Raw genomic sequence first — 25,502 nt, forward strand, 5'->3', positions numbered from 1 at the left:
TCACGAGAAAAAAAAGTAATTTGTATTTTTAAAAAATAGTACTGTGGCAGGTAAACCTATTCCCAAACCGTCTTTTTTAGATGAATGTATTCCTATCGGAGCCGGATACGGAAGGAAGCGATGGAAATCCCAGGATAACACGAGACTGTACGAATGGGACTCTTTTCACGGAGAAATTGAAATATACAACAACAGAGGGCGACACTTGGGCGTATTGAATGCATATGGGGTACTAATCAAAGACGCAGTAAAAGGGAGGAAAATAGATGTCTAATTTTATTATAGATTGTATTAACGGTGATGCATTGACATCAGACGTTAACGATTATATCGACACGTGGCATGATGGCGATTTTAATATTACGTTACATGAATACCTTGGCATGAAAAAAAATGAGTACGCTTTATTTGTTCAAGATGAAACTTACTTAGCTAGCATTATTACCGCTCATAAATTTGGTAAAAACATAGTATCTATCGTAAAAGATCAAATGAGCATGGCAGCACGTTCAGACGATCCGAAAAAAACCAAAGAAGTACAAAAATGGCTTGAAAACCAAGGGCTATGGGTTTAGTGTTGTCTCCGGAAGTTAAAATGGCTCGAAGAATAATCAAAAAACATTCTCTTTCCGTACCATTTGATTTAGAAGAGTTAGTAAAGCAATATGCCAAAATCACATATATTTCAATTCCTGTCGAAGGTGTAGACGGTATCTGCCTATATTTAAAAACACCGAATAAAACTCCCTCAGTCATTGTTAATGTAAACTCTACAACAAGAAGGCAAAAATTCACATTGGCACATGAACTGGGGCACATCGTCATCCCTTGGCATTTGGGAAATTTCGTCGATGATATTGACGAAAATCCAAATCAACTTGATAATCAGTATTGGGAATTAGAAAGAGAAGCCAATAGATTTGCTTCGGAGTTACTAATGCCATTCGATTGGATATATTCGCTCTACAAAAAGAATTCCGATTGTAACTATTTGATTTCGCAAATCTGTGAAAGATGTGGTGTTTCTGATATAGCCGCTAGTATCAGATTAAGCACGGCTATTTTTGAAATTGAATCGATTTTAATGCCAAAGGATTGGGTTCAAGAGCTTTTTACAGAAAATAGTAATTTGGCAGTACTACAAAAAATAATTGTCGAAAAAACTAAATTAGATCCTGTAAAAGTAGCAAGCTACATGACGCTAAATTTACCTGGAAGCATCTCGTTTTGTGTGGAAGATGAAGGAACTGTAATAAGGTCTGGAAGTACTCACGACGCACATTCTTATCACCAATTTGATGGTCACGAGTTTTTAAAAGACCCTTATCCATATTACAGCAATTATTATTTATATACACTTAATAATATAAATACCCATTGGTGGGTACTCCACACTAATTTTGTAGTTCCATTTGATAACAGAGATTGGCGAAGCATATTAGAAAAAATTTCGATTGAAATTTCTCCATCGCAGGGAGTTAAGAGCTTTAAAGATACTGTCAACGGTAAATTGTCTGGAGTAAATGGCAATTATAGAAAGAAAAATTCTGAACCAAATATTGAGGAATTTATGAAGGATGTAATCCAACGATTCAATAATCCTGAGTTTAAAGATTTCATAACTCATAAAGATTTTTTGCCATTTATACGAAAAAGGTCCGAGGACTTTTTCAAGTCGCTTATTTCAATCTCCACCCAACAAACGGCTTCACCGTAGCACAATTCGGCAGCCCATTTTTCCCAGTGCCGGGTACCGTAGTTTGCAATTCCATTCCAGTTGCCACTTGTGCCCATGTTATCCCCGTTAGTGGTATTTTAAGTCGGCCACTCCAGCCGCCGCCACCTGCGTAGGAGCCTATATCCAAATATATAAACCTGCCACCGACAGGCCCCTGTACAAACGGGCCGCGAAAATCGGGCATATCATGAGTTTCGGGGGTTCCTTTAATTTCAACGGCTAAATTAAACTGAAGGTCATCTCCTTTGGATGGCTGCACCTGCACGGGTTCGTAATGCGAACCCGACCCTTTTTGTAAGGAATACGTGAGGTTCAGGGGTGGTTTTTCGAGGGTGATATGCAGGGTGATGCTGTTTTCGTTGGCGGCCATATTAATTACTTGGTAACGGGTGTTTAAAATTGGAACATAAAGATAGGATTAACTTGTAATATTATTTATGCATATTGTGCCAACCGTTAACCCTGGCATCACAGTTCGTCATGAAAAAATTCCTGAAAATAACCCTTCGCGTAGTATTAGGCTTTATAGCCTTTGTGGCCTTATATCTTTTAGCTGCATGGGGCTTATCAAAAATTACCGTTTCGGCAGAACCGGGAACCAGCAAGGACGTAACTATCTATATTTTAACCAATGGCGTGCATACCGATATTGTGGTGCCCGTAAAAAACGAGCAGATGGATTGGAGCAAGGAACTCAAATTTGAGAACACCGTTGGTAAAGATACCGCAGCCAGCTTTGTGGGCATGGGCTGGGGCGATAAAGGCTTCTATCTCAACACACCAACCTGGGCCGAGCTAAAATTCAGCGTGGCTTTTAAAGCAGCCTTTGCTTTAAGCACTTCGGCTATACATGCCACTTATCATAAAGAACTGAAAGAAAGCTCCTCGTGTAAAAAGATCACTATCAGTAAAGAGCAATATGCCCGCCTCATCACCTTCATCACCAAAAGCTTTAAAACCGACAGCGCCGGGCATTTTATCAATATAAAAACCAATGCCAACTATGGCACCGCCGACGCTTTTTACGAAGCCAACCGCAAATACAACCTGTTTTATACCTGTAACACATGGGCAAACAACGCACTCAAAAGCTGCGGCCAAAAAGCCTGTTTATGGACGCCTGCGGATTCGCCGATATTTGATAAGTATAAATAGGCGGTGTTGAGACAACACCGCCGGGGATTTTCCAATAATAAACACGTCATGCTGAAATCTTTTCAGCACCCCATCATAAAAGTTTGCGATTGCATAGTTTGTAACCTGCCGTGCGGGGTGTTGATACAAGTTCAACATGACGTTTTTCTGCTTTGTGTAGTTTACTTACACCGCAATACTATCGATCGCGTTCTCGAGCGCGTGCTCTCCTATACCGGGTACTTTGAGGCCCTCGGCGCGGTAAACGGTGAGGTCTGTCATGCCCAGGAAACCCAGCAGGCCACGAAGGTAGGGTTCAATAAAGTCGAACGCTTTCATCGGGCCATCTGAATAGATGCCGCCGGAAGATATGGCCACGTAAACTTTTTTGCCTTTCACCAGTCCTTGCGGGCCGTTTTCAGAATAACTGAAAGTTTTGTTGGCGCGGCAGATATGGTCTATCCATGTTTTAAGGGTAGATGGGATCTGGAAGTTGTACACCGGCGCATCGATAACGATGGCATCGGCATCCATCAATTCGGCAATAGCCTCGTCAGAATGTTTGATGGCTTCGGCCAACTCGGGCGTTTGCTTTTCTGCCGGCGTGAAAAACGAGGTAATTTGCACTTCTTCGAGGTGTGGGAAAGGCGTGGTGGCCAGGTTATGCGTTACGATAGTATTGCCTGGGTTGGCAGCCTGCAATTTCCCGGCTATGGCATTTCCCAGTTTGGTACTGATGGATTCGGCGCCGCGGGGGCTCGAAATAAGATGTAATATTTTCATTTGCTTATGTTTTAAATGTTAGGCAAACCTATGTACATTAGCTATGAAAAAGATACTACTATCCCAAAGGATAGCGGTATCCTTTGGGATAGTTAGCACCTTTGTAGTATGCAACAAACTAAAAGAAACGGCACAGAAGCATGTAAATCGGCCATGAGTTCGGTTAAGGATGCGTTGTATGTTTTAAATGGCAAATGGAAGCTGCCGCTCATCATAGCCCTGCGCGAAGGCCCCCGCCGCTTTAACGAGATCCAGAAAGAGCTGGTGGATATTACGCCCAAGGTATTATCTAAAGAACTGCGAGAACTGGAGCTGAACGAGTTTGTGGTGCGCAAAGTGTACCACACGGTACCTGTAACCGTAATTTACGAGCTGACGCCCTACAGCAGCTCGGTAAGCCCTATCATCGAAGCATTGAAAGAATGGGGCGAGCAACACCGCGAACGCATAGTGAAGCATCGTAAGGAGGAGCCGGTAACGGCCTAAGTGCTCACCAGAAGTTCGAGGTTAGTTAATTAGAGGGCCGAGGCGGCTATAATTGTGGTAAGCGCGGAGTTCACCACTCTTTGTCCCCATTTACCATTTACAACTCACCATTTTACCCTCCCCTGACCCATAATCTGCTGTAAACCCTTATCTTTGCGCCCAATATGAGCAAGCACGGAAGAATATTAGTGGCCATGAGCGGCGGGGTCGATAGTTCGGTAGCGGCAGTGATGCTGCACGAACAGGGCTACGAAGTAATAGGCCTTACCATGAAAACATGGGATTATGCTTCATCGGGCGGTAGTTCAAAAGAAACAGGCTGCTGCAGCCTGGATAGCATTAACGATGCACGCGCCCTGGCTGTTGGCTATGGTTTCCCCCATTATATACTGGATATCCGCAACGAGTTTGGCGATTTTGTGATCGATAACTTTGTGGACGAGTACCTGGCCGGCCGCACCCCAAACCCCTGCGTGCTGTGCAACACCCACATTAAATGGGAAGCCTTGTTAAAGCGTGCCGATAAACTCGATTGCGAATTCATCGCCACCGGGCACTACGCCAACATCCGCCAGCAGGATAGCGGCCGTTACGTGATATCAAAAGGTAAAGACGAAAATAAAGATCAGAGTTACGTACTTTGGGGCGTTTCTCAAAAAAACCTGGCACGTACGCAATTTCCTTTAGGTAGTTTTTCTAAACCCGAGATCCGCCAGATGGCCGTTGACATGGGGCAATTGGAACTTGCCGGCAAAAGCGAGAGCTACGAGATCTGTTTTGTGCCCGATAACGACTATCGCTCGTTTTTAAGGCATAAAGTGGAGGACCTGGACGAACGTGTTGGCCCGGGCAATTTTGTGCTGACAGACGGCACTATTGTAGGCAAACACCAGGGCTATCCTTTTTATACTATTGGCCAGCGTAAAGGCCTGGGCATTGCTTTGGGGAAACCTATGTTTGTAACCAAAATAGAGCCGACCACCAATACCGTAGTTTTAGGCACGATAGAAGAACTTGAAAAGAAAGAAGCATGGGTACGCAACCTTAACCTGGTGAAGTACGAAAGCATCCCAGAGCCTATTGAAGCCGTTACCAAGATCCGTTATAAGGACGCGGGTACCGAAAGCAAGATCGTACAGATAGGCGACCACATGAAAGTATCGTTCGATCACATGGTATCAGGCATTGCCCCGGGCCAGTCGGCGGTTTTTTACGAAGGAAACGACCTATTAGGCGGCGGATTCTTGTTATAGGAAGAGCTGCAGCTTGCGTTAGGGATAGAAGTGGAAACCCCGGAATGAAGTCCCCACTTCTATCAGTGGGGACGGAATGAGGAGTTGAAACGCATAGCCCGGCCCGAAGGGAACGCCCAAAATGAGTTAAATATTGATGTGCTCTTTCTTATTTTAACTTAAGCATTACTTCCTGTCCCGCTTAAAAAAAAGCAAACAATTATATAAAAAAGCACTTGGCTTCCTATCCAAAATCAGGCTGGCTACGCTGCCTAAAATATCCAAAACATAATCTTAATATCTAAGATTCAACAACACACTTATAAAAACAATTTGCGTTTCTACCGCATTTTATGTTTTCTTTGCAAAAACAACCCTAATTAAATGGCTAAAAATTTACTCATAGTTGAATCACCGGCGAAAGCCAAAACCATCGAAGGATACCTGGGAAAGGATTTTACCGTAAAATCCAGTTACGGCCATATCCGCGACCTGGTGAAGTCTGAAGATGCCATTGATATCAACAATAACTTCGAACAAAAATACGAAGTACCTGCCGATAAGAAACAGGTAGTGAGCGAATTAAAGAAATTAGCTAAAGAAGCAGATATGGTGTGGCTCGCGTCCGATGAGGACCGTGAGGGGGAAGCTATTTCCTGGCACTTATTTGATACATTAAACCTTAAGGATGCCACTACCAAACGCATTGTTTTCCACGAGATAACCAAACCCGCTATTTTACGTGCTATCGAAAATCCGCGTAAAATAGACTATAATTTGGTGAACGCCCAGCAGGCCCGCCGCGTTTTAGACAGGCTGGTGGGTTTCGAACTATCGCCCGTGTTGTGGAAAAAGGTAAAACCATCCCTTTCTGCAGGGCGTGTACAATCTGTTGCCGTACGTTTAATTGTTGATAGAGAACGCGAGGTAAACAAGTTTAAATCGGATGCTGCATTTAAAATAGTTGCCATTTTTGATAAAGGCAGAAATGCCTTTAAAGCCGAGCTTGCCGAGCGCTTTGCCAAACAGGACGATGCCGAGAAGTTTTTACAGGATTGCGTAAAAGCTATCTTCGAGATAAAATCGCTTGATACCCGGCCAACCAAACGTTCGCCTGCTGCGCCGTTCACCACCTCTACCCTGCAGCAGGAAGCCAGTCGTAAGCTGGGCTATTCGGTTGCGCGTACTATGCAGGTAGCACAGCGCCTGTACGAATCGGGGCATATCACCTATATGCGTACCGACTCCGTGAATCTGTCGGACACCGCTATTGCAGCAGCAGCAAGCGAGATCGTATCGGCATGGGGCGATAAATATCACCAAAGCCGCAAATACAAAACCAAGAATGCAAGCGCGCAGGAGGCTCACGAAGCTATCCGCCCTACGTATTTTAATAACCATACCATCAACGGCGAATCGAATGAGAAACGCCTGTATGAGCTGATCTGGAAACGTGCCATCGCTTCGCAAATGAGTGAAGCACAGTTTGAGAAAACCGTTGCAAAGATCAGTATATCAACACGTAAAGAAGACCTAACCGCTAACGGCGAGGTAATGAAGTTCGACGGCTTTTTAAAAGTATACCTGGAAAGTAACGACGATGAAGAAGATAACCAAACTGCCGACGGCGAGAACGCTATCCTCCCGCCATTAACCAAAGGCCAGCTTTTAGATCTGCAGGAGATGACCGCCACCGAACGTTTCAGCCGCCCGCCTGCCCGTTATACTGAGGCAAGTTTAGTGAAGAAGCTGGAAGAGTTGGGTATCGGTCGCCCGTCTACCTACGCCCCTACTATTTCTACCATCCAAAACCGCGGTTACGTGGTTAAGGAAGAGCGTGAAGGCCGTGTGCGCAACTTTAGGGTAATGACCTTGAAGAACGAAAACATTACCAAAGAAGAAAAAAGCGAGAACACCGGTGCCGAACGCGGCAAGCTGTTCCCAACCGATATTGGTGCCGTGGTTAACGACTTTTTGGTGCAGCATTTCCAGGGCATTGTTGATTTCAACTTTACCGCAAGCGTTGAAAAACAGTTCGACGAGATTGCCCAGGGCCTGCAGGACTGGACCAAAATGATCCGCACCTTTTACGACCCGTTCCATAAAGACGTACAAAGCACCATAGAAACCGCCGATAAAGCTACCGGCGAGCGCGAACTGGGGGTACACCCGGAGAGCGGTAAAAAAATGTCGGTACGTATTGGCCGCTACGGCCCTTTTGTACAGGTTGGCGAAACAGCTACCGAAGAGGGCGAAGAAAAGCCATTGTATGCAAGCCTCCGTACTGGTCAAAGCATCGAGACCATCTCGCTGGAAGAAGCGCTGGAACTTTTTAAACTGCCAAAGGTAGTTGGCGAATACGAAGGCAAAATAATGAAAGTGGCCATCGGTCGTTTTGGCCCGTACATTAGCCACAACAGCGCTTTTGTATCGTTACCGAAAGAAATTGACCCGCTGGATGTTACCGAGGAGCAGGCGATTGAGCTAATTGAAGCTAAGCGTAAAAAAGACGCCGAGCGCCTGATAAAGAGTTTCCCCGAAGACGAAACCGTAAAAGTTTTAAACGGTCGCTGGGGGCCTTATATTGAATTTGGCAAGCTTAACGTTAAGATACCAAAAGATATTACCGACCCGCTTACGCTAACTTACGAGCAATGCAAGGCCCTGGCTGATGCCATGCCAAAGGATGCTAAAAAAGGTCGTTTTGGCAAATCGGCACCGGCAAAAGCTGCTGCGCCTGCTAAGAAAGCACCGGCGAAAAAGAAAGCCGTGGCGAAGAAGAAGTAATTTGTTGAAAGGTTTTAGGGTTGGAAAGTTGAAAGGTTATATAACGAAAAGCAACATTTCAACCTTACAACGTTCCAACTTTACAACAAAAAACAATGATAAAAGACCTCCACCCTAATGTTGTAAAAGACATAGCCGTTGCGGTTGCTTTAGAAAGCGAGACCGTAGAAAGCAAAATATGGTATGTTTACCTCATCAACCTGAAGGATGTGCCGCTGGAAACTGTGCTCATCACCTCAAAAGGCTACGGAGAAAAGGACGGCGAGCAGGTAAAAACTTCAGTATTGCGGCATGCGTTCCCGGTAATCCCTCCAAAATCGTTTAAGCTGATAGAGCCGATAGATGAAGCTACGTTTGGGTTGAATAACGAATACTGGCTCAGCTATTATATCGGTAAGGACATCTTCGATAAAAAATTCATCTTTTTGCCCGAAAGTATAGTAGATGGCAACTTTATCAAACTCCCGGTAGTGAACAAGCCCGGGGTAATGATATTATAAGTTAAGCGCATGCATCTGGTGCATACTTTCCTGCAGATCGGTATAAAGCTTTTTGTAGATAGGAAATATGCGGCTATAAGTTTGATGGCGTACTGTATCAGGCTGCACAACGGTACTTTTTGCAGTTTCCCTGTCTAACATTTCCTGTACGTTCATCCCTAAAGTTTCCATCGCCAAATAAATGGCCCCCATGGCCGATGAATCGCCTCCCTGTAATAAAACCAGCCTCTTGCCGGTAATATCAGCCAGCATCTGTACCCAAACAGGCGATGATATAAACCCTCCGCTCACAACAATTTCTTCAACAGGCACAGCGGATGATTCTTCAACGGCATTAAGCACGTTGTAAAGTGCAAAGCAGATCCCTTCAAGCGCGGCCCTTAAAAAATGCTGCTGCTGGTGTTTAAACGTGATCCCTAAAAAAGCACCCGAACTTTTGGCATCCCAAACCGGGGCGCGTTCGGCATACAAATAGGGTAAAAATATCAAGCCATCACTTCCTGCACTAACGGTATCTATCTGGCGGAACACAGCCCCGTAACTTTCACTATCGATATTGAGTTTTAAAAAGTCTTTAATAAGCCAATCTGCCGCCGCACCTCCGTTGTTTACCGCGCCTCCACAGATGAAGGTATCGCGGTTTAGCCTGTAATTAAACGTCATGGCGCGATAATTATAAGCAGGTTGCTTGCTCCCGACCCTAACGGCTCCGCTGGTGCCAATGGTAAGCGCAGCTATACCCGGGCGGATAGCGTTGCCGCCAAGGTTTGCGCAGCAGCCATCACTTGCGCCGATCACAAAGGCGGTTTGCGCTGTAACGCCGGGCAATAAAGAGTTTTCATTTTCAATGAAACGGGTATGGCCGGTATTTACAGGGCTGGATAATTTTCCGGGGGTTATACCGGCTAAGCTTAACGAGCCATCGAACCATTCCAATTGCAAAATATCAAACAACCCGGTAGCAGAGGCTATGGAATGGTCAACCTCAAACACGCCGAATAGTTTATACCATACGTATTCTTTAATTGAAATAAATTTATACGCGCTTTGAAACAACGCAGGGGCATTTTGCCGTAGCCAGATAATTTTGCACAGGGGCGACATAGCGTAGACAGCAGTCCCCGTATTGTGGTAAATATGCTCGCCTTCGGCGGAAGCACGTAACGCCCGGGCAATATCCCCACTTCTCGAATCGGCCCAAAGCATAGCATTGGATAAAGCGACTCCTTGTTCATTCACAGGCATAATGCTGTGCATGGCAGAGCTAAAGCTTATTGCCAGTGGGGCACGGTCAAAGCAGCCGGTAATATCATTTACGCATTTTTTAAAGGCATTCCATATCAAATCGGCATCCTGTTCGCTAAAACCAGGCTGCGGGCTTTGCGTTTTGTAGTGGTATTGCGCAGTGCAAAGCGTATTTCCAGCCTCATCAACGGCTACGGCTTTTGTACTTCCTGTACCTAGATCAATCCCTATAAAGTAGTTTAGCGTATATGGTAATGGCATAAAACCGGCTGCGTGTGAATACTGGCTAAGTTATTGCATTAAGTAATTAACATCGGTATTATTTGTCAACATTTTGAAGTTTAACGGTTGAAATAAAATTCAGTAATGAATAATTTACTCTACTTTTAATAAAATCATCAGGTTCGGCAGTCACAACTACCGGTTGTTTATAAATATTTGATAATGAATTTAATACTTAAAGTTCATTATTAAGATAATTTTTTTAGCGTTTTTTGATTTAAAAGCACCATATTTATAGCATAAACAACGATATATCGGCATGAAGAAAACACTACTAATTGTTGATGACGATTTGAGTATATTAAAACTACTCAGCTTTATATTAAGTAAAGACTATGAGATCGTTGTTAAAAACAATGGTATTGAGGCCTTTAGCTGGCTGGAAGACGGAAATTTACCTAAATTGATCATCTCCGACCTGCAAATGCCTTATTTTGATGGTCAATCGTTTATTAAAAATGTAAAAATAAGCGGCTTTTACCGCAATATACCTGTTATCATGTTATCGGCAGCATACGATCTGGAAGAGCAAGTAGCCAACATGCCGTTTAAAGTGGAGGCATACATCCACAAGCCCTTCAATCCAACAACCTTAAAATCAGCCATTAACCAAGCCCTATTAGTTTATGACGCATCAGACAGCAACTGATTGGAACGAAAATTCGGGCTCCCAAATCAGGATCGCATATTCAGGACTTGAACTTAAGGATCTGATCGCCAATGATCTGGGCGACAACTTCCGGATCGCCTTTAATGATACCCTTAACGACCTGGAAAACTACCTCGGTAACCAATCTATCCTAACTATCCCGGATATTATTTTGGTAGAAGTTGATAAAGAGGAAAAATGCTTTGAGCTGGTAGGAAAATTACGCCAAAACTTTTTAATGAACGGGCTTATCATTGTAATGCTATCTACGCGCAATGATAAAAACCTGGTTAAAACAGCCATGAAGCTAAAGCTTCATGATTTTTATACTTACCCGTTTTCCACATCCGACCTGCGCGAGCGCCTTAACTTTTTAGTAAGGTTTAAACTGATAAAACCACGCCTGCTGGAACTTTCTAAAGAGGTTGATACCACTTATAAAATGCCGCCGGGCAAGCGTTTTCTGGATCTTTTCATCGCCGGTATGATGCTTATCTGTCTTTCACCGGTAATGCTGGTGGTTGCCATAGCCATTAAGTTTGATTCGAAGGGGCCTATATTTTATAAGAGCAAGCGCGTAGGTACCGGCTATAAGGTATTTGATTTTTATAAATTCCGTTCGATGCGTACCGATGCCGACCAGTTATTAGCGCAAATGGCCGTTACCAACAACCAATATGCCGCAGAGGAAGAGGGTACTACCAAATCGGCCTTTGTTAAAATAAAGAACGACCCGCGTGTTACCAAGCTCGGTAATTTTTTACGTAACAGCAGCCTGGATGAGTTACCGCAGCTGTTTAATATTTTAAGAGGCGATATGTCTGTAGTCGGCAACAGGCCCTTACCTGTTTACGAAGCCGAGATGCTTACTTCCAACGAGTGGTCGATGCGCTTTTTGGGCCCTGCCGGCCTAACCGGTTTGTGGCAAATAAGCAAACGCGGCAAAGAAGACATGAGCGAACGGGAAAGAAAAAAATTAGACAACTTTTACGCGCAGAAGTACTCCTTTTGGCTGGATGTTAAAATTATAATAGGCACCGTTCCTGCTTTATTTCAAAAAGAGAAAGTTTAATTTATGAATATCAAGTTTAAACTGTTGGGCCTTTTACTGGTTAGCTTTCTGCTTACCAATAGTTTGCGCGCTCAAGAATCATTGATACCGGATATATCCTACCCCTTCTTAGAAAAACTTATTGCCACAGCAAAAAAGAACTACCCCGAGATAAAACTACGCCAGGCGCAGGTTAACCTTGCAAAAGCTGCATACCACCAGGCAAATGTATCGTGGCTGGATGCTTTTACTGCATCTTACATCTACAGCCCAAAAAGCTCGCTTAACTTAATACAGCCTACTATTTTTAATGGGTATCAGTTAAGCATTTCTGTAAATCTGGGCCAGTTTCTGGCAAAGCCCTTTGCCTCGCGCGGTGCAAAGGAAAGCGTTAGAATAGCCGAGTTTCAGCAGCAGGAATACAACCTAAGTATCGAAGCCAATGTAAAACGTTTATATTTTCAATACCTGGCCGCGCAGGCCGACCTGCGTTTACGCTCCGGCGCTATCATTGATGGCCAAACTGCAGTTAAACAGCTAAAGTATTCGTTTCAAAAAGGCGAAACAACGTTTCAGATTTATAACGAGGCACTAACAAGCCTTTATCAGCAGGGTGGGTTTAAAGTAACGGCCGAGTTGGCGATGTTAACAGCAAAAACCAACCTTGAGGAGGTTTTGGGCGTTAAATTAGAAGAGGTTAAATAAAAAATGGAGCTTGTAAGTTTTTTGAAAGTTTTATGGAAACATAAAAATCTGCTGATCATTATTCCGCTGGTTACTATCATCATCTCCTATTTCCTTGTAAAAAATCTGGCTGATAAATATGTTTCAAAATCGCAGATAGCAACGGGTATAATTGACGAATCGCGGCATTTGCTTGATAAAGAGAGCAACAGCGCTGCCCAGGCGCAGCAAATAAACCAAAGCTTTAGCAACCTGATTGAGATAATGAAGCTGAAAAAGCTCATTAACCAGGTATCATACCAGCTAATACTGCACGATCTTACCAGCCCTACTCCATTTAAGCCCTACAGCAAACTGTTCCTCAGCATGAATGCCGGCGCAAAGAAACATGCCATTGAATTATTTAAGGGCAAGTTTCAGCGCATGGAGCCTTTGGACTATTATAACAAGGATGAAAATGGACTGAACGAGTTAATGCGCTCCATGAAGTACGATGAGCGGAGCCTGCGCGAAGACCTGCTGATCGTACGTGATGAGGATAGTGATTTTATCTCGGTAAGTTGTGAGTCGCCAAATCCTCAGCTATCTGCATTTGTGGTAAATGTGCTGTGTCGCGAATTTATCAACTATTATACTCATACCATCAAGCAAAACGAAACCGACGCGGTTACCTTCCTGGCGAACCTGATGGATGAAAAACGCGAAGCGCTGAACCGTAAAACAGCCCAATTGCAGCAATACAAAATTGCCAACGGGGTATTAAACCTGGAAGAGCAATCAAAGGGCATATTCGACCAGATAATGATTTATAACGACCGTAAGCAGCAAGCCGAAAAAGATGTGGCTTCTTACAACGGCGCGTTAAATAATATCGATAATAAATTCGACCCAAAAGATCGCAATTACATCGAGGCTACTTTAAATAAGTATAATACAGCCGTAGTGGGCACACAGGAGCAACTGCACCTGCTTACCGATAAATACGTACGCAGCAATTTTGCGCCCCAGTACAAGGCACAGATAGACTCGCTGACCAAGCAGTTAACTCAACAGATAAACCTCACGTCTGATAAATACATCACCAACCCGCTTACGGGCAAGGATGCATTGGTTACCCAGAAATTAACGCTCGAGGTATCGCGCGACCTGGCTAAATACAGTATTGTGGCCATCAATTCGGCTTTAAACCAACTCAACGCCAAGTTTAACCGCCTGGTACCGTTTGATGCAACCGTTAAAACCTACAATTTTGAACTGGATATAGCCAGTAAAGAATACCTGGATGTGTTGAATAAGTACAACGAAACCAACCTGAAGTCCACCTTCTCGATAAAACTCAGGCAGGTTGATTACGCTACCCCGGATGCAGCCGAGCCATCCAAGAAAATGCTGCTGATCATACTCAGCGGTTTTGCGGCCTTTGCGTTTTGCATTATCACGTTATTTGTTATTTACTTTTTTGATGATACCGTTAAACAGCCTGCCGAACTGGTAAACCAAACTAACCTGCCTTCGCTTGGATACCTAAACGCGGTAACGGGTGGCACGCTCGACCTTAAAAAGCTATGGGATGTGGAACACCGCGAAAAGATGAAGCACTTTAAAGAGCTCATCAGATCGATAAGGTTTGAGGTTGACCAGGAACTAAAGGGCGAGAAAGTGCTGGCCATTACCAGCCTCGCGCACCACGAGGGTAAAACAGTACTGGCTATAAGCCTGGCCTATTCGTACGCCATGATCAATAAAAAAGTGCTGCTTATTGACGGCAACTTTGGCAACCCAACCATCACCAACACCACGCAGCCACGCCTTTATATTGAGGATTATTTTAAGAACAATCCGGATAATTATGAGGCTTTTTCGGGCGCCACAACTGTTTTGGGCAACCACGGCGGGGATGTAACCCTGCTTGAAGTAAGCGACGAGAAATTTATCCGCAGCCGTTTTAACGAGCTGAAAACCAAATACGACATTATTATTATTGAAACCCCTGCCCTTTCAAGCTTAAATAAATCAAAGGAATGGATCTTGTTTGCCAATAAAACCATAGCTGTTTTTGAAGCCAATAAAGGCGTAAAAAAATCGCAAAGAAATGATTTAAATTATTTGCGCAACCTTAATGAAAAATTTGCCGGCTGGATATTAAACAAAGCCAGCATACCAGAAGGTTAGGCGATTTTTGCCTAATTGCTTTTTATTTACGTACACATTAGCCTTGCTGATATGAAAATAACCCCAAACACAAAAAGCAAAGCCGACCCTTACGAAGGGCTCTCCCCGCTCGAAAAAAAAACACGTAAAGCAGCGATAGCATTTGTATTTGCGGGCGTATTTTTTTGGGCGGTAAAAATATTGATCCTCGCATAACCGGGCAACATATGCTTGATAACCAGGTACAAAATAACGGGCTAAAAGGCTATCTACGCAGAAAATTGCAACCCAGCAATTTAACCACAACAACTATGATCTGGCTGTTGCTGCCTGTTGCTGTATTTATCAGCGTAGTAGTTGCAAAAATGGGGATTATAGGCGTTGCCGGGCTGTTAGCGGTTATCATAGGCATACCGGTTGTTTATGGCATTATAGCCTACCCGCAATTTGGCATAGCGGTGCTGATGATCGTAGCGTTCATGCTTAATTATGCCTCGGAGTTTTTACCCAACGATACCCCTACCGGTATTGTGCTGGATGGTATTACCTATATGCTAATCTTTGGTTTTTTTGTTAAAAAGAAATTTGACAGCAACTGGGATTATTTTAAAAACCCCATCACCTACCTGGTAATTACCTGGCTTGGCTACAACTTCCTGGAAGCCGTAAACCCTGCCTCCCCTTCTATACTGGCCTGGGTGTACACGGTGCGCACCGTGGGCTTTATTATGCTGATGTACTTTGTGTTTTTGTACCAGATAAATAACATTGCGTACATCAGGTTTTTGTTTAAGCTATGGCTATTTTTATGTTTACTCGCGGCCATGTCGGGTTTTCAGCAGGAAAACTTTGGTTTAATGGAGTTTGAGCGCAAGTGGTATTACTCAGATCCGCTGCGTTTAAGCTTTTTATACATCAACGGGCATTTGCGTAAGGTGGCAATTTTCCCCGATCCGGTTACTTTTTCCTACAATATGGTTGTGGCAGCAACTATGTGCATTTGTTTTTTTATGCTCAATATCAGCAAAACAAAAAAAATTATTTTGGGCTGTTTGATACCATTTTACCTGCTTACCATGCTCTACAGCGGCACCAGGGGTGCTTATGTACTGCTGCCGGCCGCGTTGGCTTTGCTTGCCATACTCAAGTTCAATAAAAAAATAATTGCTGCTGTGCTTGCGGCAGGATTTGTGTTGGTCATCTTAATATTCATGCCAACCTCAAACCCAACTATAAAACGTTTTCAATCGGCCTTTAACCCCGGCGCAGATGCATCTTTTAATGTAAGGGCCGAAAACCAGAAACGTATAAAACCGTATATATTGTCGCACCCTATTGGTGGCGGCCTGGGTTCCGTAGGTATTTGGGGGCGCAGGTTTGCGCCAAACTCTATGCTTGCTAAGTTCCCGCCCGATAGCGGTTATGTACGTGTAGCGGTAGAAATGGGCTGGATAGGGCTGCTATTGTTTTGCACGTTAATGTTTGTAATTTTATACACGGGGATCAACCATTATTTCCTGATCAAGAACCCCGAATTAAAAACATACTGTTTAGCAATGGTATTGGCCATATTTATTTATAATATTGGTAATTACCCGCAACAGGCGCTGGTGCAGTACCCTTCCAACATTTTGTTCTATCTTGCAAGTGCATTACTTAATGTAACGCTGCGGTTGGATATTGCAGAAAGGAAAGCACAAGGCGATACCAGTATTGAAGGATTGAAAGCATAATTAGTTTTTTTTATAAGATGTCGTTACTTACCGTAATAAAATCTCACCCCCGTATAAAAAAATTTGTGCATTGGCTTATTGTTAGGTCGGGCCATTCCAGGCCAAGGCTTTGGGTGCGATGGTTTTTAAACCCATTTTACCATAAACACGGTAAGCGCAGCATTATTGGTTTTTACGCCCGGATGGATGTTTTCCCGTTTAATAACTTTGCCATAGGCGAGTACAGTATTATTGAGGATTTTGCCGCGCTAAACAATGGCGTAGGCGATATCATTATAGGCCACCATGTTGGGGTGGGCATATCAAATACTATTATTGGCCCGGTAACGCTGGGCAACTACGTAATGATGGCGCAAAACATCGTACTATCCGGCCTGAATCATGGATACGAGGATATTACACTACCACCGCGTGTGCAGAAGGTTATTACCAAACAAATTACCGTGATGGATAACGTGTGGATAGGCGCAAACAGCGTAATTACAGCGGGCGTTACCATTGGCAAACATGCAGTAATTGGCGCAGGTAGCGTGGTAACAAAAGATATCCCCGAATATAGTGTGGCGGTAGGTAACCCCGCCAAAGTGATAAAAAAATACAATTTCGAAACCGGGAACTGGGAAAAAGTTTAAGCCGATCAGTCTTTATGTCGTTTTTTAAAAAGATCATAAACAAGCATACCATCAATTTGGCAAGCAGCGCAGCAATGCCTTTGATTGGCATGCTGGTGCTATCTATCCTTGCGCACCAGCTGCCCGAGGTTGATTTTGGTAACTACATCTTTTTCCTGCAAACCTTTCTGCTGGCAGATATGTTTCGCACGGGTTTCCTGCAAACTTCACTGGTGAAATTTTACGCCGGTGCACCCGCCGATCGCGCAAAAAACGTTGCAGGCTCGGCATGGTCAGTTGGCTTTATACTGACTTTCGGGCTGGCTTTTATCGATCTTTTGCTTTACTTTTTTGTAAAAAGCGGCAATAACGATTTGGAGGATACGCTTAAATGGTTCGGCATCATCTACATATGTACCCTCCCATCCGCTATCGCCGGCTGGATATTGCAGGCCGAGGAACGTTTTGATAAGATGTTCATCATTCAGATCATTAACCAGGGTGGCTTCCTGGTATTGGTGTTAATAGCAATTTATTTAAAAAACATCAACTTCGAAACTGTAATTTACAGTTACCTGGGCACCAATATTTTCACAAGCCTGGTCTGCCTGCTTATGGGCTGGTCTAAAATGCATACCATAAAGCACAAAAGTATAGCCTCTATGAAAGAGCTGGCACACTTTGGCAAGTATAGCGTGGGCACTTCGCTGGGCTCTACCCTTTTGCGCAGCTCAGATACTTTTATTATCAAAATAATGTTCCCTACGGCTTATGTAGGGATCTATTATATCCCCCAGCGTTTGATGGAGATCTTTGAGATCCCTATGCGCAGCTTTGTTTCTACCGCCCTGCCTGAATTATCAGCTGCAGCGCAACGAAACGATAAACCCGCGGTAGCCGAAATAATGAAGCGCTATGGCGGGCTTTTAACTGTATTGCTTTTACCCGTGGCCGTGGGCGGTTGCATTTTGGGCGGGCTGGTTATCCACCTGCTGTTCGGTAATAAATACGTCGATTCCGACGCCTTTAACATCTTCCGCATTTTTATGTGTTATGTGATCATTATGCCGATCGACAGGTTTTTTGGGATCACGCTGGATATTTTGAACAAGCCGCACCTTAACATGACGAAGGTGTTTTTAATGCTAACCATCAATATTGTGGCCGACTTTGCCGGGATAGCCATTTTCCATAATCTGTATGGGGTGGCTATTGCATCGTTATTCACTTATTACTCGGGGGTTTTGTTTGGTTATTTCATGCTGAAGAAACACCTTGATTTTACCCTCAACGATCTGTTCAGCCTCGGCTATGGCCAGCTTAAAGAAATGGTAAGTAACCTGTTAGCAAAAAGGAGATCGCAAAGCACGTGAGTTTAACCGGCAAACATATCGTTGTTTTTTCGCAGATGCAGTTCGACGGGCGTTTGGAATCTACCATATACACCATGGCGCGGCTGTTGGCAAAGGATAACTATGTGTACTTTGTAGACAGGCCCTTCACCTGGAAAGATTACTTTAAGTTTAAGGATACCAAAGCCTACCAAGTGCGTAAGCCGCATTTTTTCAATTCCAAAAACAGCTTCATACAGTCGGACCTGCCGAATTTTAAGATCGTTATTTGTCCGCCGGTACCTTCCATCAATATGCTGCCCGAAGGTAAAGCCTATCGACTTGCCGTAAGGTTTAACGAGTGGATGGTGGCATCCCGCTTAAAAAAGGTATTTAAGCAGCAGGGTATCAAAGATTATATCTATATCAATTCGTACAATTTTTCGTACCCGCAACTGCACCAGGTGCTGGAACCTAAACCTGCCTTAAGCGTTTACCATTGCGTAGACCCGATAATTGAAGAGTACCAGCTTAAACATGGCGTGCACAACGAGGAGATCCTGGCAAAAAGCCTAGATATGATCATCTGCACCAGTCGCGAACTGCGTAACAAAAAATCATTCCTCAACCGCAACTCCTACTTTGTGGCCAATGCGGCTAATCTTACACATAGCCAAAAAGCACTTGACCCTGCCCTGCCGTTAGCAGATATCTTAGCAGGAATAAAAAAACCTGTGGTAGGTTATTTTGGCGCCATAGAACGCCGCATAGATTATGCGCTGATAAAAAGGGTAATTGCCGATAACCCGGATAAAAGCTTTGTATTTGTAGGCCCGGTAGACAAAGATTATATCCGCGAGGGCGACTTTACCGCGCCTAACCTGCACCTGCCCGGCCCGGTTGCTTACGTGCAAATGCCGGCAGTGTTAAAAGGCTTTGATGTTTGTATCATCCCCTTTAAAAAAGACGATGTGAGCAACAATATCTTCCCGCTGAAGCTATTTGAATACCTGGGTGCCGGCAAGCCGGTGGTGTCTACCGATTTTAACGACGATCTGCAAAACTTCACAGCCGGGCTTGTGCCCTATTGCAACACTGCCGAAGAATTTTCCGCAGCATTAAATGCAGCTTTAGTGGATGCACAAGCAACCGAAAAAGTAAAGCAACGTATAAGTATTGCAGCCAATAACACCTGGGAACACAGAATTGCCGATATTAAAGAACTATTAACCGGGGCATTGGCCGAAAAAGGCAAAACGGTTACTTAAATTTACAGATAATTAAACAGGCTTAAAAATGGACATCATAAAACTTATCTTCTCTATCATTTTTACCCTTGTATTTATATACCTGGGCGTTTATAGCCTGTACCTGTTTGTATTTTCGGTAGTGGGCAAGCTTATTGTTAAAAAGGCCCCGCCTGTTGCTTCCGCCTACAGCAAATTTGTGATCTACATTTGCTCGTATAAAGAAGATGCTATCATTCTTGATTCGGCCGCGCAGGCCCTTACCATAGATTATCCTAAGGATAAATTCCACGTGTGCGTAATAGCCGATTCGATGCAGCCGGAGACTATCGTAAAGCTAAAAGAAATGCCTTTACAGGTAGTTGAGGTAGTGTTTGAAAGCAGTACTAAATCAAAGGCGCTGCACGCCGCAATCGCCAATACGTTCGAAGATTTTGACGCAGCCGTAGTGTTTGATATTGACAACATTGCCGCCCCCGATTACCTGCGCCATATAAATAATTACCTGCACGCCGGCAAAAGGGTGATACAGGGCCATCGCGTTGCTAAAAACACCGAAACCCCGGTTGCAATACTGGATGCCATAAGTGAGGAGGTAAACAATCACATTTTCCGCAAGGCACAGCAGGTTTTTAACCTGTCGGCAGCTATAATTGGTTCTGGCATGGCGCTTGAGTACAAGTTATTTAAGGATACAATGGCTCAGATAGATGCGGTAGGTGGTTTTGATAAAGAGATGGGCCTGGTGCTTACCCGCCAAAACATCCACGTTGCGTATGCCGATGCGGCTTTGATATATGATGAAAAAGTAAGCAACCCCGAAGTATTTAAAAAACAACGCCGCCGCTGGCTTTCGGCGCAGTTTAGCCTGCTGAAAACCTATGGGATGACGGGCTTTACCGAATTGTTTGCACGTGGTAACTTTGATTACTTTAACGAGATCTATCAAACAGCCATACTGCCAAGGATACTGATGCTGGGCCTGATGCCTTTCATGCTGTTCATATCACTGCTAACGCCGGGAATTGGCCCATCGTGGCAAATGTGGCTTACAGCAACCGCGCTTTGCTATATTGGGATATTGGTAGCTGTACCTGGCCAGTTTTTCAACAGCAAACTATTAGGGGCGGTATTAAAGTTACCTCTCATATTTTTCGCAATGCTGGCATTGTTGTTTAAATTGAAGGGCGCGAATAAGAAATTTATTCACACACCGCATAATCCAACCAGCAATTAACACGTATATACTTGTGTATCTAACACACTTTGAATAATAACAAATAAAAAATAGGTTTTAGCAAAGGTCCCCCTGCTTAGCTAATTGAATATATGGAAGCAACAATACTTAACAACACCAAGGTAGATTACCCAAAAGAGAAGGCTTTGTTCGATCTTTTTAATGAGAGCGCGCAGGCATATCCCGATAAAATTGCCATTAGCTTTCATGATCGTTCTTTAACCTACACCGAGGTGGCCAATACTGCCAACAGGATAGCTGCTCTATTGGTTCAGAAAGGGATAAAAAAGGGCGACATTATTGGGCTTGCATTAGATCGCACGCCCGAAATGATCATTTCGTTGCTGGCCATCATGAAATCGGGCGCGGCTTACGTCCCGCTCGATCCTGAATACCCGAAAGACCGTATAGAATTTATGCTGGAAGATTCCAGCGCAAAAATATTGATCACATCGGCAAAATACGCCGGGCATTACGCGGCAAATACCACCGAAGTGCTAATTGAGCAGGCGCTTGCAGAGTCGGCAGAACTCGTACCCGAACAACCGAATACGGGCGTTACCGGTGCCAACCTTGCTTACATACTCTATACATCAGGCTCTACCGGTAAACCCAAAGGCGTGCAAATTGCGCACCACAGCCTGGTGAATTTTATATTGAGCTGCCAAAAAAAACCGGGCATTACATCTGCCGATAAAACACTGGCCGTAGCAACCATATCGTTTGATATAGCCGGGTTAGATATTTACCTGCCGCTAAGCGTTGGTGCGGAGCTGGTGCTGGCCGATTCGTTAACCGCGAAGGACGGCCGCGCAGTGCTGGATATTGTACGTAACCAGGGCATCACCATATTGCAGGCCACCCCTTACACCTGGCGCATGATGCTGGAGGTAGATTGGGATGAAAAACTACCGTTAAAAGTATTCACCGGCGGCGAAGCTTTAGCAAAGGACCTCGCAGCGAAACTGATAGCACGCAGCAGCGAAGTTTGGAACTTGTACGGCCCAACCGAAACAACCATTTACTCGATAATAAAGCGTGTAACCGATGCCGAAGACGTAACCATTGGCTGGCCGGTAGATAATACCCAGATTTACATTGTTGACGAAGCCATGAATAGCTTAACCAATGGCGATATTGGCGAGATACTGATCGGAGGCGACGGTGTATCCTGGGGTTATTTGAACCGCGAAGAACTCACCGCCGAAAAATTTATAGATAACCCGTTCTCAAATATCCCGGGTGATAAGATATACCGCACCGGCGACTTAGGTAAACTAAGGCCCGATGGCGAAGTGGTTTGCCTCGGCCGTATAGATCACCAGGTAAAAGTGCGCGGCTACCGTATAGAACTGGGCGAGATTGAATTTCACCTGGGTAAACAGGAAGATATAAAAGAAGCCGTGGTAATAGCCCGTGAGGATACTCCCGGTTACCCGCGACTGGTAGCCTACCTGCTGTTAAAATCAGGCGAAACCGGGTACGCTTCAGCGCAACAGCTTGATGCCTGGCAAAACGCCTTGCTTGCCGAATTACCCGAATATATGGTACCGGATGACTTTGTGCTGCTGGATGTAATTCCGTCTACCCCCAACGGTAAAATAGACCGCAAGGCCCTCCCAAAGCCGGATTATAGCCACATCATCCGTTCCGACGCTTACGTTGCCCCCCGTACCAGTAATGAAAAACTGGTAGCCGATATCTGGCAGGAAATGATGGGGCTGGATAAGATCAGCATGGTAGATAACTTCTTCCAACTTGGTGGCCGCTCGCTGGTAGCGGTTAAAATAATGGCCAAACTGGAAGAAAAAACGGGTAAACGCCTGCCGCTGGCAACTTTATTTGAGCACTCTACGGTAGAAAAGCTGGCTGCAAGGCTGGATGTTAATTCCGAATTGATCACCTGGGATTCGCTGGTTCCTATCAAACCTAAAGGCAGCAAAATGCCTTTATATATAGTACATGGCGCCGGCTTAAACGTATTGCTCTTCAACGCACTGGCCATGAATATGGATGATGAGCAACCGGTTTACGGCCTGCAGGCAAAAGGCATTAACGGTATAGATGAACCTTTGGACGTAATGGAAGAAATTGCCGCAAATTACGTGGAAGAGATCATTAACCACGACCCGGTTGGCCCTTACGCCATTGCCGGATACTCCTTAGGTGGAATGATAGCTTACGAAATGGCCAAACAAATGCTGGCTTTGGGTAAGGATGTAAAAATGCTGGCCATGTTTGATACCTATGCCGACCAAACCAAGGTGCATACGCCGCCATTAAAACGCACTATAAAAGACGCCTGGTTCTTTGTAAAACAGGTGGCTTATACGCCCATCCTTTTCATTGAAGATCCTAAACGTACCATTGAATATAAAAGCCGCGAAATTGGTAGGCGGATAGCGAAAGTTTACAAAAAAGCATTCCCAAATAAAGTAAAGAAGAAAGAAGGTTTTGCCGCTTACACCGATGATATCCACGAAAAAAGCGAAATGGCGCAACGCAACTATTTGTTAACGCCTGTTGATATCAAGATAGAACTCTTCCGTGCTAAGAAAAAGACATTCTATATGGATGATTTTAAAAATTTAGGCTGGCTCCCATTTGCCCTTAAAGGCGTTAACGTGCATGATATCCCCGGCGAGCATAATACCATCTTCGCCCCTCCGAATGATAAGCAATTTGCCAGGGTTTTGCAGGAATGCCTGGATAAAGCAGTAAAATAAACAAAAACGAATTTCACGAATAGAAACTGTAGAGACGCAATATTTTGCGTCTCTACAGTTTCCCTCGTCATTGCTGTAAGGAACGAAGCAATCTCTACGTGGGACAAGCGGATTTGCAAGGTGGCTCTGTTTGCCGGGAGATTGCTTTGTACCAAAGATAATGTTGAGAGAGGAGACTATCAGTTCTTTCTTATTCTCAATTAACTTTGTAGCTTTAGCCATCTAATTATAAACCAATATGAAAATCTCACCCCAACGTATTCTTCGATTTTTAGGCGCACAGGCTGTTTTGGCGCTGCTGCTTTGTTCAACTTTAAAGGTTTCGGCACAGGATCACGAATTGAAAAAAGACCCTGATGTAATTGGCCGCTGGGACCTGACAATGGAGAAGGACGGCAAAACCCAGCCATCGTGGCTGGAGGTGCAAAAATCGGGCACGCACACCCTCATCGGGCGTTTTACATATGCATTCGGTAGTGCACGCCCTATATCTGAAGTGAAACCTAAAGACGGCAAATTTAGCTTCTCTATCCCCCCGCAATGGGAAGAGGGCAACCGCAATATGGATTTTGAATTTGAAGTTGGTGGCGATGTAATAAAAGGCACCATGGTGTATACCGATGGCAAAAGCTACAGCTTTACCGGCGTACGCGCACCGCGTATGTTGCCTACCAAAGCACCGGTTTGGGGCAAACCTATTGTCCTTTTCAACGGCAAAGATACAAAGGGCTGGCACACAGACGGAAGGCCAAACCAGTGGATCGTTGAAAAAGGCGTTTTACGCAGCCTTAAGTCGGGCGCCAACTTGCTTACCGACAAAACCTTTGGCGATTTTAAACTCCATATCGAGTTCCGTTACAAACAAGGCAGCAACAGCGGCGTTTACTTACGTGGCCGCTACGAAGTACAGGTTATTGATACCAAAAGCGGCGAGCCCGAGCCTATCAACAACCAGTTCAGTTCTGTTTATGGCTTTTTACCTCCAACAAAAATGATGGCAAAAAATCCCGGCGAATGGCAGTCTTACGATATTACGCTGGTTGGCCGCCTGGTTACCATTGTGGCTAACGGCACCGAAGTAATAAGCAGGGCAGAGATACCGGGCATTACCGGTGGCGCCATCAACAGCCGCGAAGGTGAACCCGGACCATTAATGATACAAGGCGACCACGGGCCGATTGACTACAGGAATATTGTGATTACGCCTGCGAAATAAGAACCTGCAATTCACAAAAGAAGCGGCGCAATTAATTGTGCCGCTTCTTTTGTGAATGAAAATTTCATTTTCCTTCTACGTATGCCTTCAAATTATTCAATACCGCCTGGCAGGCGATTTGCTGGTTTTCGATCGGGTCAGATCCCTGTGGTTCGAAGCTTTCGGTAATGGTTACCGGGTTGCTGCCACTGAATTTTATGATAGACCTGCGCCCATCATCCAGCGTATAGGCGAGGAGTTGCTGCGGAATAACTTCATCATAAGTGCCTTCGAAATTAAAGCTGAAGCTACCATCCTTTAAACCCATCACAAACAAAAACCTGCCGCCGGGCCGCGGATCATTTTCCGCATGCGAGGTATGCCAATCGGGAGAAAAACTGTTCCAATGCAGGATATCGGCAGGGTTATGCCATATCTCCCACACTTTTTCAATCGGTGCGCTTATTTCAACGGTGGCGCTTAGGGCGTTGTCTTTTAAAATCATCATCAGATGCAGTTTATTGCAAATATATGGCGTGACTGCATCGCAACAAATGGGCTATTACGCCATTGTTATGGGTGATTTGCGGCAAGCCATAAATTTACCCGTTGTCATTTCGACCGAGCGACAGCGAGAGAGAAATCTTGTTGTTGATGCAAAGCTCGACACCTTGCATGCCGCTTTGCTTATCTAACAAGA

General features: G+C 44.5%; 24 protein-coding genes. 20 read left to right on the forward strand and 4 right to left on the reverse strand.

The window, feature by feature from the left end; translation table 11 throughout:
- Positions 1-43 precede the first annotated feature (43 nt).
- From IDJ77_RS27970 to IDJ77_RS00210, 3 genes are read left to right on the forward strand one after another with little or no spacing between them, the layout of a single operon-like run.
- Positions 44-274 (forward strand): colicin E3/pyocin S6 family cytotoxin, encoded by a 231-nt coding sequence (locus IDJ77_RS27970; protein ID WP_191186906.1) that lies wholly within the window; start codon positions 44-46, stop codon positions 272-274.
- Positions 267-575, forward strand: a complete 309-nt coding sequence (locus IDJ77_RS00205) for a hypothetical protein (protein WP_191186907.1) — start codon at positions 267-269, stop codon at positions 573-575. Before IDJ77_RS27970 ends, IDJ77_RS00205 begins: the two co-directional genes overlap by 8 nt.
- Positions 566-1,717 (forward strand): ImmA/IrrE family metallo-endopeptidase, encoded by a 1,152-nt coding sequence (locus IDJ77_RS00210; RefSeq protein WP_191186908.1) that lies wholly within the window; start codon positions 566-568, stop codon positions 1,715-1,717. Before IDJ77_RS00205 ends, IDJ77_RS00210 begins: the two co-directional genes overlap by 10 nt.
- On the opposite strand, the gene IDJ77_RS00215 is transcribed toward IDJ77_RS00210, so the two are convergent.
- A complete protein-coding gene (locus tag IDJ77_RS00215; RefSeq protein ID WP_191186909.1) occupies positions 1,680-2,108 on the reverse strand; it encodes a DUF5990 family protein in 429 nt (142 codons plus the stop codon). The genes IDJ77_RS00210 and IDJ77_RS00215 overlap by 38 nt on opposite strands.
- A 110-nt stretch (positions 2,109-2,218) precedes the next feature.
- Here IDJ77_RS00215 and IDJ77_RS00220 point away from each other — a divergent pair, with 110 nt between their 5' ends.
- The gene (locus IDJ77_RS00220) at positions 2,219-2,893 is read left to right on the forward strand and encodes a TIGR02117 family protein (protein WP_191186910.1); all 675 of its coding nucleotides are present in this window, start codon (positions 2,219-2,221) and stop codon (positions 2,891-2,893) included.
- 165 nt (positions 2,894-3,058) lie between these two features.
- On the opposite strand, the gene IDJ77_RS00225 is transcribed toward IDJ77_RS00220, so the two are convergent.
- On the reverse strand, positions 3,059-3,655 hold the full coding sequence (locus tag IDJ77_RS00225; protein ID WP_191186911.1) for an FMN-dependent NADH-azoreductase: 597 nt from the start codon (positions 3,653-3,655) through the stop codon (positions 3,059-3,061).
- 108 nt (positions 3,656-3,763) lie between these two features.
- Between IDJ77_RS00225 and IDJ77_RS00230 the strand changes: the two genes are divergently transcribed.
- The 4 genes from IDJ77_RS00230 (at position 3,764) to IDJ77_RS00245 (ending at position 8,660) form a co-directional block, all read left to right on the forward strand.
- Positions 3,764-4,141, forward strand: coding sequence for a winged helix-turn-helix transcriptional regulator (locus IDJ77_RS00230; RefSeq protein ID WP_191186912.1), 378 nt, complete (start codon positions 3,764-3,766; stop codon positions 4,139-4,141).
- 164 nt (positions 4,142-4,305) lie between these two features.
- Entirely contained in the window at positions 4,306-5,394 is a 1,089-nt protein-coding gene (mnmA, locus tag IDJ77_RS00235; protein WP_191186913.1) for a tRNA 2-thiouridine(34) synthase MnmA, read from the forward strand.
- Positions 5,395-5,757: 363 nt separating this feature from the next.
- The gene (gene topA / locus IDJ77_RS00240) at positions 5,758-8,160 is read left to right on the forward strand and encodes a type I DNA topoisomerase (protein ID WP_191186914.1); all 2,403 of its coding nucleotides are present in this window, start codon (positions 5,758-5,760) and stop codon (positions 8,158-8,160) included.
- A gap of 95 nt (positions 8,161-8,255) precedes the next feature.
- Positions 8,256-8,660: a hypothetical protein gene (locus IDJ77_RS00245; protein ID WP_191186915.1), complete on the forward strand. Its 405-nt coding sequence runs from the start codon at positions 8,256-8,258 to the stop codon at positions 8,658-8,660.
- Here IDJ77_RS00245 and IDJ77_RS00250 read toward each other — a convergent pair.
- Positions 8,655-10,166 (reverse strand): gluconokinase, encoded by a 1,512-nt coding sequence (locus IDJ77_RS00250; RefSeq protein ID WP_191186916.1) that lies wholly within the window; start codon positions 10,164-10,166, stop codon positions 8,655-8,657. The genes IDJ77_RS00245 and IDJ77_RS00250 overlap by 6 nt on opposite strands.
- Positions 10,167-10,446: 280 nt before the next feature.
- On the opposite strand from IDJ77_RS00250, the gene IDJ77_RS00255 reads away from it, so the two are divergent.
- The 12 genes from IDJ77_RS00255 (at position 10,447) to IDJ77_RS00310 (ending at position 24,823) form a co-directional block, all read left to right on the forward strand.
- A complete protein-coding gene (locus IDJ77_RS00255; RefSeq protein WP_191186917.1) occupies positions 10,447-10,836 on the forward strand; it encodes a response regulator in 390 nt (129 codons plus the stop codon).
- On the forward strand, positions 10,814-11,908 hold the full coding sequence (locus IDJ77_RS00260) for a sugar transferase (protein ID WP_191186918.1): 1,095 nt from the start codon (positions 10,814-10,816) through the stop codon (positions 11,906-11,908). The genes IDJ77_RS00255 and IDJ77_RS00260 overlap by 23 nt, the downstream gene beginning before the upstream one ends.
- A 3-nt stretch (positions 11,909-11,911) precedes the next feature.
- The gene (locus IDJ77_RS00265) at positions 11,912-12,592 is read left to right on the forward strand and encodes a TolC family protein (protein ID WP_191186919.1); all 681 of its coding nucleotides are present in this window, start codon (positions 11,912-11,914) and stop codon (positions 12,590-12,592) included.
- Between the two features lie 3 nt (positions 12,593-12,595).
- Positions 12,596-14,743 carry an exopolysaccharide transport family protein gene (locus tag IDJ77_RS00270; RefSeq protein WP_191186920.1) on the forward strand — a complete coding sequence of 716 codons (2,148 nt, stop codon included), beginning with the start codon at positions 12,596-12,598 and terminating at the stop codon, positions 14,741-14,743.
- Between the two features lie 51 nt (positions 14,744-14,794).
- Complete coding sequence (locus IDJ77_RS00275; RefSeq protein WP_191186921.1) at positions 14,795-14,938, forward strand: hypothetical protein; 144 nt, start codon at positions 14,795-14,797, stop codon at positions 14,936-14,938.
- Between the two features lie 11 nt (positions 14,939-14,949).
- On the forward strand, positions 14,950-16,455 hold the full coding sequence (locus IDJ77_RS00280) for an O-antigen ligase family protein (protein WP_191186922.1): 1,506 nt from the start codon (positions 14,950-14,952) through the stop codon (positions 16,453-16,455).
- A 17-nt stretch (positions 16,456-16,472) separates the two neighbouring features.
- Positions 16,473-17,087 carry an acyltransferase gene (locus IDJ77_RS27910; protein WP_191186923.1) on the forward strand — a complete coding sequence of 205 codons (615 nt, stop codon included), beginning with the start codon at positions 16,473-16,475 and terminating at the stop codon, positions 17,085-17,087.
- A gap of 14 nt (positions 17,088-17,101) precedes the next feature.
- On the forward strand, positions 17,102-18,439 hold the full coding sequence (locus tag IDJ77_RS00290; protein WP_191186924.1) for a lipopolysaccharide biosynthesis protein: 1,338 nt from the start codon (positions 17,102-17,104) through the stop codon (positions 18,437-18,439).
- Positions 18,436-19,665: a glycosyltransferase gene (locus IDJ77_RS27915; protein ID WP_317174294.1), complete on the forward strand. Its 1,230-nt coding sequence runs from the start codon at positions 18,436-18,438 to the stop codon at positions 19,663-19,665. Before IDJ77_RS00290 ends, IDJ77_RS27915 begins: the two co-directional genes overlap by 4 nt.
- Positions 19,666-19,693: 28 nt before the next feature.
- Entirely contained in the window at positions 19,694-20,881 is a 1,188-nt protein-coding gene (locus tag IDJ77_RS00300; RefSeq protein WP_191186925.1) for a glycosyltransferase, read from the forward strand.
- A gap of 92 nt (positions 20,882-20,973) precedes the next feature.
- On the forward strand, positions 20,974-23,607 hold the full coding sequence (locus IDJ77_RS00305) for a non-ribosomal peptide synthetase (protein ID WP_191186926.1): 2,634 nt from the start codon (positions 20,974-20,976) through the stop codon (positions 23,605-23,607).
- A 238-nt stretch (positions 23,608-23,845) separates the two neighbouring features.
- Positions 23,846-24,823: a 3-keto-disaccharide hydrolase gene (locus IDJ77_RS00310; RefSeq protein WP_191186927.1), complete on the forward strand. Its 978-nt coding sequence runs from the start codon at positions 23,846-23,848 to the stop codon at positions 24,821-24,823.
- Positions 24,824-24,887: 64 nt separating this feature from the next.
- On the opposite strand, the gene IDJ77_RS00315 is transcribed toward IDJ77_RS00310, so the two are convergent.
- Positions 24,888-25,310 (reverse strand): SRPBCC domain-containing protein, encoded by a 423-nt coding sequence (locus IDJ77_RS00315; protein ID WP_224750913.1) that lies wholly within the window; start codon positions 25,308-25,310, stop codon positions 24,888-24,890.
- Positions 25,311-25,502 lie beyond the last annotated feature (192 nt).

This window comes from Mucilaginibacter pankratovii (assembly GCF_014773265.1).
Classification (GTDB): domain Bacteria; phylum Bacteroidota; class Bacteroidia; order Sphingobacteriales; family Sphingobacteriaceae; genus Mucilaginibacter; species Mucilaginibacter pankratovii.

Coding starts and splice junctions, on each gene's coding strand:
- IDJ77_RS00205 (WP_191186907.1), top strand. CDS start 267: ATGTCTAATTTTATTATAGATTGTATTAACGGTGATGCATTGACATCA.
- IDJ77_RS00210 (WP_191186908.1), top strand. CDS start 566: ATGGGTTTAGTGTTGTCTCCGGAAGTTAAAATGGCTCGAAGAATAATC.
- IDJ77_RS00215 (WP_191186909.1), bottom strand. CDS start 2,108: ATGGCCGCCAACGAAAACAGCATCACCCTGCATATCACCCTCGAAAAA.
- IDJ77_RS00220 (WP_191186910.1), top strand. CDS start 2,219: ATGAAAAAATTCCTGAAAATAACCCTTCGCGTAGTATTAGGCTTTATA.
- IDJ77_RS00225 (WP_191186911.1), bottom strand. CDS start 3,655: ATGAAAATATTACATCTTATTTCGAGCCCCCGCGGCGCCGAATCCATC.
- IDJ77_RS00230 (WP_191186912.1), top strand. CDS start 3,764: ATGCAACAAACTAAAAGAAACGGCACAGAAGCATGTAAATCGGCCATG.
- mnmA (WP_191186913.1), top strand. CDS start 4,306: ATGAGCAAGCACGGAAGAATATTAGTGGCCATGAGCGGCGGGGTCGAT.
- topA (WP_191186914.1), top strand. CDS start 5,758: ATGGCTAAAAATTTACTCATAGTTGAATCACCGGCGAAAGCCAAAACC.
- IDJ77_RS00245 (WP_191186915.1), top strand. CDS start 8,256: ATGATAAAAGACCTCCACCCTAATGTTGTAAAAGACATAGCCGTTGCG.
- IDJ77_RS00250 (WP_191186916.1), bottom strand. CDS start 10,166: ATGCCATTACCATATACGCTAAACTACTTTATAGGGATTGATCTAGGT.
- IDJ77_RS00255 (WP_191186917.1), top strand. CDS start 10,447: ATGAAGAAAACACTACTAATTGTTGATGACGATTTGAGTATATTAAAA.
- IDJ77_RS00260 (WP_191186918.1), top strand. CDS start 10,814: ATGACGCATCAGACAGCAACTGATTGGAACGAAAATTCGGGCTCCCAA.
- IDJ77_RS00265 (WP_191186919.1), top strand. CDS start 11,912: ATGAATATCAAGTTTAAACTGTTGGGCCTTTTACTGGTTAGCTTTCTG.
- IDJ77_RS00270 (WP_191186920.1), top strand. CDS start 12,596: ATGGAGCTTGTAAGTTTTTTGAAAGTTTTATGGAAACATAAAAATCTG.
- IDJ77_RS00275 (WP_191186921.1), top strand. CDS start 14,795: ATGAAAATAACCCCAAACACAAAAAGCAAAGCCGACCCTTACGAAGGG.
- IDJ77_RS00280 (WP_191186922.1), top strand. CDS start 14,950: ATGCTTGATAACCAGGTACAAAATAACGGGCTAAAAGGCTATCTACGC.
- IDJ77_RS27910 (WP_191186923.1), top strand. CDS start 16,473: ATGTCGTTACTTACCGTAATAAAATCTCACCCCCGTATAAAAAAATTT.
- IDJ77_RS00290 (WP_191186924.1), top strand. CDS start 17,102: ATGTCGTTTTTTAAAAAGATCATAAACAAGCATACCATCAATTTGGCA.
- IDJ77_RS00300 (WP_191186925.1), top strand. CDS start 19,694: ATGGACATCATAAAACTTATCTTCTCTATCATTTTTACCCTTGTATTT.
- IDJ77_RS00305 (WP_191186926.1), top strand. CDS start 20,974: ATGGAAGCAACAATACTTAACAACACCAAGGTAGATTACCCAAAAGAG.
- IDJ77_RS00310 (WP_191186927.1), top strand. CDS start 23,846: ATGAAAATCTCACCCCAACGTATTCTTCGATTTTTAGGCGCACAGGCT.
- IDJ77_RS00315 (WP_224750913.1), bottom strand. CDS start 25,310: ATGATGATTTTAAAAGACAACGCCCTAAGCGCCACCGTTGAAATAAGC.